We start from the raw sequence: 13,291 nt of genomic DNA on the forward strand, positions 1-13,291 counted from the left end.
CAGTCCGGCAAGACCCTGCCGATCTCCTTCGGCGCCGACGGCGGCGAGGTTGTCTGGAACGGCACCACCAGCGCCGGTATCCTCGGCATCGAGGGCGGCCCTGCCAGCATCTCCTTCGAGATCGTCGACAGTGCCACGACCAGCGTGCTTGTGATCAAGCAGGACCAGGGCGACCCGGCCAATCCGGTCACCGTCGCGGAGGTCACCCTCACCAAGGCGACCGGCGCCTACAGCTACGTTCAGGTGGCAAACCTTCTGCATGTCGACAACGGCGACAACGTCGAGGATGACGCCACCTTTGTGCTCGGCTACACCGTCACCGACGGCGACGGCGACACCGTCGACGGTTCCATCGACCTCATCATCGACGACGACACGCCGGTTGCGGTGGATGTCTCCGACACAATGACGGAGAATGCGAATACCGTGATCACCCTCACTGAGGGCGCGGATTACGCCACAGGTGCTGATGGTGGCGCCCCGACGGCGATCACTCTGGGAACGATTTCCTTTGCAGCGGTTCCGGCCGGTGTGGCACTCGGAACGCCCGCAGTCTCGATCGCCGCGGCAGCCGGTGGCTTTGAAATCTCTATCACTCCCGGTACGGCCTTTGACGAGCTTGCGGTCGGGGAAAGCCTCGTGATGACCGTTCCGTATATCGTGACGGATGGTGATGGCGACAGCGTCACCAAGGACGTAAATGTCACGGTCACCGGCACGAACGATGCGCCTGTGATCGAAGCAAGCTCCGAGATCACCGGCACTGTGGTCGAGACCGGCGATGTCACAGGCATCGTGGAAGCGGATGTCACAGGCAATCTGGAGCCTTCCATTGCCCTCAACTCCGCGGTCACGAGCGCTCTCAACGGCCTGCTCACGACACCTTCACAGGTGGAGTCCGTCCTGACGACGGTGCAGACCGAGCTCGGTGTCAGCGAGTCCCAGGCCACCGCCATCGTCTGGGACTTCCTGGACGACAACTACACGATGGCCCCTGGTGGCACGGTCGTGGTCAACGAGGCGTTCGTGCACCTCGGCGTGGCTTATGCGCAATACCTGAAAGCCGGTGGCGCGCCGCTGACCCAGACGATCGCCAAGTTCACTCCGGACGACGGCGATTCCAACGACACGCCCGAGCGCGAGCAGAGCATGCACGACAACCTGCTCGGCAACCTCAACAGCGGGTCGCTGTCTTCCCGCTTCACTGGGGGCATGCTTACAGATTTGCGGGATCTGGTCAGCGATGTCGACGCCGACCTTCTGGACCGGCCGGTTTTCAGTGGCAACGAAGGCAAAGACGAAACAGCGGTCCGCCAGTGGGACATCGACAACGGCTTCGATGCGCCAAGTGTCTCTGGTGAACTTTCCGCTACCGACGTCGACAACGGCGCCGTGCTGACCTGGTCCATCGACGCCACCAGCCCGGCAACCCAGTACGGCAGCTTCGAAATCGACGGCACCTCCGGTGTCTGGACCTACACGCTCGATGACAGCCTCGCCGACGAACTGGCCGAAGACGCCAGTGTCGACGAGACCTTCATCGCCAAGGTCACCGATGAGCACGGCGCAAGCGACACGGTCACCGTCACGGTCACGGTCACCGGCACGAACGATGCGCCTGTGATCGAGGCAAGCTCCGAGATCACCGGCACTGTGGTCGAGACCGGCGATGTCACAGGCATCGTCGAGGCTGATGTCACAGGCAATCTGGAGCCTTCCATTGCCCTCAACTCGGCGGTCACGAGCGCTCTCAACGGCCTGCTCACGACACCTTCACAGGTGGAGTCCGTCCTGACGACGGTGCAGATCGAGCTCGGTGTCAGCGAGTCCCAGGCCACCGCCATCGTCTGGGACTTCCTGGACGACAACTACACGATGGCCCCTGGCGGCACGGTCGTGGTCAACGAGGCGTTCGTGCACCTCGGCGTGGCTTATGCGCAATACCTGAAAGACGGTGGTGCGCCGCTGACCCAGACGATCGCCAAGTTCACTCCGGACGACGGCGATTCCAACGACACGCCCGAGCGCGAGCAGAGCATGCACGACAACCTGCTCGGCAACCTCAACAGCGGGTCGCTGTCTTCCCGCTTCACTGGGGGCATGCTTACAGATTTGCGGGATCTGATCAGCGATGTCGACGCCGACCTTCTGGACCGGCCGGTTTTCAGTGGCAACGAAGGCAAAGACGAAACAGCGGTCCGCCAGTGGGACATCGACAACGGCTTCGATGCGCCGCGGGTCTCCGGCCAACTTTCCGCCGCCGATGTCGACAACGGCGCCGTCCTGAACTGGACGGGCAACGCTTCGGGAACATACGGCACCTTCGCGGTCGATTCCGCAACGGGCGAATGGACCTATACGCTCGACAATGCGCTCGCCGACAGCCTCAACGAAGACGACAATCCGACTGAAACTTTCACTGTGACGGTGACCGACGAACACGGCGCGACCGACACCGTCGACGTAACCGTAACCGTCAACGGCTCCAACGACGCGCCGACGGACATCGACCTTGGCGGCAGCGGAACGATTGCTGCGGACGCAGCCGACGGAATGGTGGTCGGCGCGCTCTCCGTCACCGATGTCGACGATACGGAGTTCACCTTCGAGATCACCGACCCTTCCGGCGGCGCAGTTGCCGGCCTGATCGTGGAAAGCGACGGTGCGGGCGGTTACCAGCTCGAGGTGGACGGCGCTGTCACTTCTTTGCCAGCGGAAATCACCATCACGGCGACCGACCCGCAAGGCGGCAACTACAGCGAAGCCTTCGTTGTCACACTGCCGGTGCAGCTTTTTGACGGAGGCGGCGCGCTGATTGCGTCATATTCGACCATCCAGGCAGCCGTGGACGCTTCGGCGACGCGCGGTTTGACCACGGATGTGATCGAAGTCGGTGCAGGCACCTACACGGAGACCGTTACCGTCGGCCACGGTGTGGAGATCCGCGGGCCCAACGCCGGCCTTGCAGGAACCGATGCAGGCCGCGCTGCGGAAGCCGTGATCGACGGCCTGGTGACTCTGTCCGGCCCGGCCGCAATCACAATAGACGGCGTTCAGTTCCTGAACGACACCGATGTGACCGCGCGCAGCGCACTCAACCAAGTGACGGTGACCTCCGGCTCCGACCATGTTATCGAGAACTCTGTCTTCCTCAGCACCGTCGAAGGCGGCGGCACGGGCGGGACACACGATGTCGCGATCATGGTCAATACTCTTGCCGGTGGATCGGTGACGATCGAAGGCAACCTGTTCACCGGCGATGGCAGTTTTGACGCCGGCGACAAGTATTCCACGGCGGCCTGGGGCCGCGGTGTCTGGTCGAACGGCGGTGGGGTCGCCACAATTGTCGAGGACAATACCTTCCAGAACACCCGTACGGGCCTCAACCTGGACGGCTATTCCAATGGCAACTCGAGCGTTGACGGCAACACCTTTGTCGATGCCGGGTCCGGGATCTCCATCGGCCAGCCGACCTCCGGCGCGATCACCTCGGTCACGAACAACACGTTCGACAGTGTGGATACGGACGTCAACGCCCGGAATCTGTCCGGCGACGTAGCCTTCGATCTCGAGGCGTCCGGCAACCAGACGGCGGATCCGGGCGATACATTCGTCTATCTGTCGGGAGCCGGGTCCGACACGGTCACGGGAACGGCCGGAAGTGACCTGATCGACGGCGATCATAACGGCGCCGGCAACGACACGCTGAAAGGCGGTGGTGGTAATGATCTCTTGCGCGGCGACGGCGAGATTCTCGACCCGTCGAACACCGCGGGAGAAGGGGACGTGGCGGTTTACGACACCGTCCTGACAACCGGCGATCTTGCTTCAGTAACGGATGCAGATCCCGTCTCCGGAGGTGATCAGGCCGGCTGGATCGTGACCACCGGCGGTGCGGAAGGCACTGACAACCTGGTCGATATCGAAATCGTCCAGCACGGCGGCGGGCGTATCCTGCTGGTCGGCAGCGGCGGATTCGATACCATTCAGGCTGCGGTCGATGAAGCCCAGGCAGGCGACACGATCCTGATCGCTCCGGGTACCTGGTCGGGTGCCGGCAACGAGAATGTGACCATCGACAAGCCCGTGACCATCATCGGTTCGGGTGCGGTCACCATCGATGCCACCGGCTCGGCCTATGGCTTCAATATCGATCTGGATGCGGATTATCCAGCTGGAACCGTCCGTTTCGAGGACATCACGGTCATCAACGCCACGAGCGCAGGCATCAAGGCGACCGACGACGACGTTCTGGGTCATCTTGAGCTGGAAAACGTCACGCTCAACGACAACGGTAATATCGGCCTCATCGTATCGGGGCGCACCGACACGTCCGGTCAGACGGGCGGCGGCTTCAGCCAGGGCGGCGTGCAGGCAGTTGTGGTGTCGAACTCTTTCTTCGACGGCAACGGCGCGTCGGGAGCGAGCGGCTCCGGCGACATCGTCCTGTTCGAGTTCGACGGCGACGCCACATTCTCCAACGTGGAGATTACCGGTTCGACCAGCGGCGCGGCCAATACAGCGATCCAGATCGCCGGCTTCGATGCGTCCGGGTTCCAGTCGAGCTTGGAAGGGGCCCCGACCTACAGCTACGACGTGCTCACTCCGATGGGCGACGTCATCTTCGAAAATGTCACCATCACCGGCGACTACAGCAAGCTGGGTGTCTACATCCAGGGCTTCACCGACACGACCGGACTCGAGTTCCGCGAAAGTACCTCAACACCGGGCACGCCCGGCACGGTCATCAACGTGACCGCAGGCTGGGGCTACGGCCTCGGCTTCGACCCCATGGCCGACCAGTTGCCGACCGGCACGGCCGGTACTCCCGGCAATTCCGGCTCGTTCTTCAACGAACTGGACGGTGCAAACGGTTCCGTCGACCTGACCTATGTCAGTGTTGGCGATGCCGGTGGCACCTACAGGACCTTCGTCGACGGGACCACCGGTGCGGAAACGATCATCGGTACGTCCGGTTCTGACCTGATTGCCGGATTTGAAGGCATCGACACGATCAAGTCCGGCGATGGCGACGATACCATCGTCTGGCGCACCGGCGACGGCAACGATCTTGTCGATGGCGGAACCGAGACCGGGAAGGACACGCTGGCAGTTGTCAATACGACAGGCGGACCGGTTGATTTCGATATTACCGTAGCGGCAACCGACTTGGTCACTCCGGATGACAATAAGGACGACATCCTCGTCACCGACGGCACGCACACAGTCCAGATGGACGAGATCGAGGATATCAACGTTGACCTCGGCCCTGACGGCGGTTCGGTCACCATGGCCGGCGATTTCTCCACGACGGCGCTGGCCACCTCCACGGTGACGGTTACCGGTGGCGATGGCGAAGATACCGTCGATGCTTCCGGTACCACCAGCGCTCACCGAGTCGTGGCCTACGGCAACGGCGGCAATGACGTGCTCAAGGGCGGCGCGGGCGATGACCTTCTGAACGGCGGTGCGGGCAACGACCGGATTGAAGGAAATGGAGGCGCGGACACGCTGATCGGCGGCGAGGGCGACGACCTGTTCTTCATCAACGGTGGCAACGACACGATCTACGGTAACGGCACCGACACCGGCAGCGCCGACAATGTCAATGCGGTGACCGGCGAGGACGACACCGTCGTTATCTATGGCGACCAGTCCCTTTACGATATCACCCAGAACGTCGATGGTTCCTGGCTCGTCACCAACCGGAACACCGGCGAAGCCGACACTCTGTTAGGCATCGAAGGCATTGATTTCAATGGTGGCGGTGTCGACTTCGACCTGAGCCAGCCGGTTCATCTGTTCGACGAGAACGATCTTCTCGTCGACACCTATGCGACGCTCCAGGACGCTCACGACGATGCCGTGTCCGGCTACCGCATCAATCTCGCCGGGATGGTGACGAGTCAAAGCCTGACGGTCACCAAGGACGATTTGCGCATCGAGGGCCAGAGCGACGACACCGGCAATACCTTCACACTCGGTGGAGGCGTCACGACGATCACCCTGCTCGGCGATGCACCGTTCGACGTCATCGGCAACAATGCCGCTAACGTGATCTACGGAAACGCCGGCGCCAATACCATTCGTGGCAATGGTGGTACTGACACAGTCGATGGCGGTGAAGGTTCGGATACCTACCAGGTTTCCGGGTCCGGCCACGGCTACGACACCTATCAGGATACCGGGGCCGACACGGATACCGACACGATCGAGGCGATCTCCGCCAACACCCGCATCGGACTTGCCGGTGACTTTGACGCTGAGGACAGCGGCATCGAGGCAATCTCCGGCAACACGTTCAACGGAGTTTCCATCCGCGGTGACAACACCGCGAACACGCTGGACTTCACTGACGTCACTCTGACAAACATCGCGTATATCGACGGTCAGAACGGCGATGACACGATCATCGGCTCGGCGGCTGCCGATACGATCCGCGGCAGCCAGGGGAACGACATCCTGGACGGTGCCGAAGGCTCCGACATCTACCAGGTTTCCGGGTCCGGCCACGGCTCCGACACCTACCAGGACAGCGGTTCCGCGGGCGATACCGACACGGTCCAGGCGATCTCCGACAACACCCGCATCGGCCTTGATGGCGACTTCAACGCTGAGGACAGCGGTATTGAGGCGATTACCGGCACCGGCTTCAGCGGCGTCTCCATCCGGGGCACCAACAGCGCCAACGTGCTCGACTTCTCTGAAGTGACTTTGACAAACATCGCGTATATCGACGGTCAGAACGGCGATGACACGATCATCGGCTCGGCGGCTGCCGATACGATCCGCGGCAGCCAGGGGAACGACATCCTGGACGGTGCCGAAGGCTCCGACATCTACCAGGTTTCCGGGTCCGGCCACGGCTACGATACCTACCAGGACAGCGGTTCCGCGGGCGATACCGACACTGTCCAGGCGATCTCCGATAACACCCGCATCGGCCTTGATGGCGACTTCAACGCTGAGGACAGCGGTATTGAGGCGATTACCGGCACCGGCTTCAGCGGCGTCTCCATCCGGGGCACCAACAGCGCCAACGTGCTCGACTTCTCTGAAGTGACTTTGACAAACATCGCGTATATCGACGGTCAGAACGGCGATGACACGATCATCGGCTCGGCGGCTGCCGATACGRTCCGCGGCAGCCAGGGGAACGACATCCTGGACGGTGCCGAAGGCTCCGACATCTACCAGGTTTCCGGGTCCGGCCACGGCTACGATACCTATCAGGACACCGGCTCGTCGGCCGACACCGACACGGTCCAGGCTATCTCCAACGGCACCCGCATCGGCCTCAGCGGCGACTTTGACGCTGCGACCAGCGGTATCGAGGTGTTCGATGCCAATGGCCACACCGGCGTCTCGATCCGCGGCACCAACTCGGCCAACGATCTCGACTTCCGCGATGTCCAGCTGATCAATGGGATCACTCTCGATGCGCGCAATGGCAACGACACGGTAACGACATCCCAGACGACGAGCGACCATGTCGTCTATCAGGGCGGAAATGGCGCCGATACGCTTCGGATTGCCCTGACCCTCAGCCAGGCAGCAGATCCCGCCCTTATCGCGGCAATCGATGCCCTCGTACCGGGCTCCGGCTCCAATGGCACCGTGACCGCCGGAGGCCTGTCCTTCGAGGCGCACAGTTTCGAGACCATAGTCAAGGGGATCACCGTCGGCGACAGCTTCCTGCCATTCGACAAGGTCCTGATCGGTACCAGTTCCAGCGAGACCCTGAATGTTCCGACGACGGAGTCCTGGCTTGTCCTCGCAAGAGGAGGCAATGACACCGTAAACGGCAACGACGGCGATGACATCATCGTCGGTGAAGGCGGCAACGACACGCTGAACGGCGGTGATGGCAACGACACCTATCTTGTCGGCAATGGTGACGGATTTGACGTCTTCAACGGCGGTAACGGCAATGACAGGGTTCTTGCGGAAGCAGACAACACCGCGATCGGTGTGAACGGTTTCGCGACACGTGCCGTGGAAGAGATTTCGGCGAACGGCTTCACTGGTGTGACGGTTCGCGACACCGACAGCTCGCACACGCTCGACTTCTCCGAAACGGCACTGAGCGGTATCGCGGAAGTCGATGCGCAGGGCGGCAACGACACCGTCACAACCTCCAACCTGACCGCTGCAAGTTACCGCGGTGGCACGGGCAACGACACCTTCCACACCGGCGCGGCCGATGCGACGCTGCTTTATGACGGCACCGGCAACGGCCACGACACCTTCGCGACCAACGGCGCAGGGACTTCCGTCGCTCGGGCGGAAGCCAACGATACCGTTATCGGCATCAACGGCTACAACAACGGTCTCGACGCCTTTGACGGTGTTGACAACGCCGACGTGATCATCCGGGACACCGACAGCTCGCACACGCTCGATTTCTCCGATACGAAACTGATCTATATCGAGGAAGTCGATGCGCGGGGCGGCAACGACACCATCACAACCTCCAACCTGACCGCTGCAAGTTACCGCGGCGGCACGGGCAACGACACCTTCCACACCGGCGCGGCTGATGCGACACTGCTGTATGACGGCACCTCCAACGGTCACGACAGCTTCGCCACCAACGGCTCCGGCAGTTCCGTCGCCGAGGCGGAATCCGACGATACCGTCATCGGCGTCAACGGCTACGACAACGGTCTCGACGCCTTCGATGGTGACCACAATGACGACGTGATCATCCGCGACACCGACAGCTCGCACACGCTCGATTTCTCCGACACGAAACTGACCGATATCAAGGAAATCGATGCGGCTGGTGGCAACGACACCATCACCACCTCGAGCCATAACGCGGCGTCCTATCGCGGCGGCACGGGCAACGACACCTTCCACACAGGTGCGGCAGGCGCGACGCTGCTCTATGACGGCACCTCTAACGGCCACGACACCTTCGCCACCAACGGCTCCGGCAGTTCCGTCGCCCGGGCGGAATCAAACGGCACCGTCATCGGTGTCAACGGCTACGACAACGGGATCGACGCCTTCGAGAGCGGCGGCAATGACGGCGTGATCATCCGCGACACCGACAGCTCGCACACGCTCGATTTCTCGGAAACGGAGCTGGGCGGGATCGAGGAAATCGATGCTGCCGGTGGCAACGACACCATCACCACCTCGAACTACGCCGCCGCGTCCTATCGCGGTGGTGCCGGCAACGACACCTTCCAGACCGGTGGGACCAATGCGACGCTGCTCTATGACGGCACCGGCAACGGCCACGACACCTTTGCGACCAATGGCGCGGGGGCTTCCGTCGCACGGGCGGAGTCTGACGGAACGGTTATCGGCGTCAACGGCTACGACAACGGCATTGACGCCTTCGAGAGCGGTGGCAATGACGGCGTGATCATCCGCGACACCGACAGTTCGCACACGCTCGATTTCTCCGGCACGACCCTGACCGGCATTGCGGCCATCGAAGCGCGTGGTGGCAACGACACGGTAATCGGCTCAAGCGGGGACGACGCCATCATCGGCGGCAAAGGCAGTGACACGCTGCGCGGCGGCGATGGCAACGACACCTTCAAGTGGTCAACCGGCGACGGCAATGACCGCGTCGACGGCGGCGACGAGACCGGCAAGGACACACTGGAGCTGACCAACACGGGTGGTGCCACCAGCTTCACGCTCGGCCTGGCCTCCGGCGGCATCAACATCACGCCGTCGACCGGAACCGACGCGGCTGACATCGAAGTCACCGCCGGCTCGGCAACGATCCGCGCTGACGAGATCGAGGACGTGGTCTTCAATCTCGGCGGTTCAGGCGACAGCGTCACCATCGCCGGTGACTTGTCATCCTCGTCAGTGGCGACCTCGACCATCACCGTGGAAGGCGGGACAGGCAACGATGAAGTCGACGCCTCCGGCCTCACTAGCGGGCACCGTGTAGTCTTTAACGGCAATGACGGGGACGATACCTTCAGCTCTGGTGCCGGCAGTGACGTCTTCGACGGCGGTGCGGACACCGATATGGTGGTCTACGACGAAGTTCTGACCGCAGCCGACATCACTGACAACGGCGACTCGTGGGCCGTCGCGACGACGGACGCCGGCACTGACACGCTGACGAACGTCGAGATTGCCGAGGTTTCCGGCGGCGCTCGCTTCCTGCTCGTCGGCAACGGCGGCTTCGCAACCATCGAGGCGGCAGTTTCTGCGGCGAATGCTGGCGATACCATCCTGCTGGCGGCGGGAACCTATACGCTGTCCGCTCAACTCAACATCGACAAGTCCCTGTCGATCGTCGGGGCCGGCGAAGGCACCACAACCGTCGTCACGGCGGATGCGGCCTACGGCATTCATGTCCTGGCCGACAACGTCACCATCAGTGACTTGACCCTGGATGCCACTGAGACCGACACCTACGGCATAAAGGTCAATCCGGCATCGCCGGCGACCAGCCTGATCGGCTTCACGCTCGAAGACGTCACCGTCAAGGGTGCGGGCCGCTCCGAGATCGATCTCAACGGCGTCGACAACAGCGCGTTGACCAATGTGACCGTCGACGGCATGGGCACGGCAGGCGTCGGCATCGCGCTTTCCGACAGCACCGGCATCGACCTGACCGACATCACCACCACGGGCAACAACTGGGGATCCATCGGTCTTTATTCGAAGGGCGCCCACTATCCGCCGGCCGGCACCAACGACATCTCGTTCAGCGGTTCCTACAGCCACGGCGAGCCCATCGGTATTTATGCCGATGAGGAAGGCGGGACGGTTGTCGACAACATCGATTTCGGTGGCCTGTTTACGGAAGTGTTCGCGGTCCAGAACGACACGCACCGCGACGGCATCGACGGCCGCAGCGACGACTTCACCTACTTCTTCGGCTCGGAGGCGGAAGCGATCGCCTTCGCCATCGCCCTGGAAAACGGCAGCAGCGTCAACGTGGCGAGCGACAGCGTCGTCACCGGCCCGCTCGGACCGGACGATGTCGCAGCCGAACTCGGCACCACCTTCATCGTCGGCGACGGCATGTCGATCCAGGAAGCGATCGACCGCGCCAGCCCGGGCGACACCATCGAGGTCCGCGCGGGTGTGTACACCGAAAACATCGTACTGAACAAAGCCGTTACGATTATCGGTTCGGGCGATGGCAACGATCCGCTTGTCGATACGATCATCAATCCGATCGGAACAGGTCTGACCATTTCCGGAGACATCAACGATGGCGGCAGTGCTTCCGTCACGATCCAGGGGATCAATTTCTCCGGGTCGAGTGTGGGTGTGCGGGTTGCTTCAGGCACGCTCGTCGATGAGATCTCCGTCGAAGACAGTTCCTTTAACAACAACTCCAGCCATGGCTTCCGTACTGACGGCGACACGTCGGGGGTCGGCAAGATCAATATTGTCGACACGACCTTCACGGATAATGGCCAGGGCGGTTCCAACGGGTCTGCCGATCTGCTGCTTTGGAACTATTTCGGCGACGCGAATATCGAAGATGTTACGATCGTCAGCAATCGTGTTCTCGGTGATGCGACAGCCTCGAAAGGCGACAACGCGATCCAGATCACCGGTTTCGATCCGGACACCTACGATGTGGACCGACCAATCGGCACGATCACTTTGATCAATGTCTCGGTTGATGGCGCCTATCACAAGTCACAGCTCATGGTTCAGGGTTTCAACAACCTCGACGGTATCAGCTTCACCGACGTTTCCCTCACGGGGGCTTCCGTGTGGGGAGATCTGGTATTCGTGGACCCGATCGCGAGCTCCGGACAGGATGCCGATGACGCCGACGGGTATCCAGGTCACTACACCGGTGCCGGTGGAACCAGCACGCTGGACCTGACCGGCATCGAGATCACGAGCGACACAACAGTCGTATTGGGTGTGGACTCCCGCATCCGCGGTACGGATGCAGATGACACGATCACCGGCACGGACTCGAACGACTTGCTGAACGATGTCGCGGAAGACGGCTTCGATTATGGCGGAAACGATACGGTCTACGGCCGCGGAGGCAACGATATCCTGATTGGCGGCGACGGTGACGATATTCTCGCCGGCGGCCTTGGCTTCGACCGGCTGACAGGTGGTGCCGATGCCGACACATTCGTGCTGGAGTCGCTCGCCAATGCGGATCTGATCACCGACTATGACTTTGATACTGACGGCGACAAGATCGATATCGGTAACCTGCTCAATCTTGCCTTCGGCAATGACGTAGGCGAGATCGATCCGGCAGACGCTGGCGAATATGTCCGGGTTGTCGATGCTGGTGGCGGAAACGCCACGCTGCAGGTCGATTTCGATGGCGGAGTGGATGATTTCCAGGATGCCGCGACCTTGGAAGGAGTTTCCATGGGCGAGACGATCCGCCTGGTCATGGACAGCGACGGCACGGAAGCCAGTGTCACGGCCGCCTAGGCGTGTTTGACGGGGAGATCTGCGAGGCGGGCCATCGAGCCCGCCTCATTTTTATGGTTTCCCTTTCGTCTTCAACTCTGTTGAGTGAACCGAGAAGCTGAATACCATCCTCGACTGTCACCCCGGTCAAGCGCGACGCCTAGCCGGGGCCCACTCGCTCGCAGAGGCTCTGTTGGGTGTCTCCAGGACCGCTTCACATACAGCCCCAGGACAAACAATACGGCGTGCAGGCCCGAAGCGAGTAGCGACCACCGATGAACAATCGCCTTTCGTCAGCAAGCAGCGCCGCGAGTGGTCCCAGGGTCTCCGCTTCGCTGCGCCCGGGGTGACACCCGGTGCAAGGGAGCGTTGCGAAATCAGGAACGTAACCGCCTGGGCTTCGCCAGAAGACCGGAGTGCCTCCGCTGGATACCGCTGACCCGATTGCAGCAGCAGTCCTTCGGTCGTCCTTCCGATCAGGGAAAACGCGTGGCCGGGAAGGCCTCCAAAACGGTTTTCTGCGTCGTTCCGGGCTTGCCCCTGCAATCCATGCCGTGAATCTGAAACATGCCAATCTGGTGTTCGTGGCACCGAAACGGCATGGTTGCCATGGTCAAGCCCACTGCTGTCCGGTTTAAATTGGATTAAGGTTTAGGGTCATCTGCCTTGTGTCTGTTTCCGGTGGTGGTTTGTGAGTGTTTAGTGCGTTGATTGTGCGTCGATGCATGAGGTTGAGGCGAACAAGGCGTGCGAAGGCGAGTGGTTGCTTGACTGCGGTCTGGGTCGCCTGAGCGGCTCTCAGCAGGATATAGGCGATCAAGGCGATGAAGATCTGGATGCGTACGGCATTCTCGGACGTTCCGAGGAAATGCCGGATCTTCAGGTTCTGCTTGATCCACTTGAA

1 protein-coding gene and 1 pseudogene are annotated in these 13,291 nt (G+C 61.7%); one reads left to right on the forward strand and one right to left on the reverse strand.

Annotation, left to right across the window (positions count from 1 at the left end):
• The first annotated feature begins 150 nt into the window (after window positions 1-150).
• Window positions 151-12,408 (forward strand): VCBS domain-containing protein, encoded by a 12,258-nt coding sequence (locus OA90_RS29840; protein ID WP_208986307.1) that lies wholly within the window; start codon window positions 151-153, stop codon window positions 12,406-12,408.
• Between the two features lie 613 nt (window positions 12,409-13,021).
• On the opposite strand, the pseudogene OA90_RS29175 reads toward OA90_RS29840, so the two are convergent.
• Window positions 13,022-13,291, reverse strand: a pseudogene (locus OA90_RS29175) (IS4 family transposase); the annotation flags it as partial.

The sequence above is a fragment of the Labrenzia sp. OB1 genome, assembly GCF_001624695.1.
Taxonomy (GTDB): domain Bacteria; phylum Pseudomonadota; class Alphaproteobacteria; order Rhizobiales; family Stappiaceae; genus Roseibium.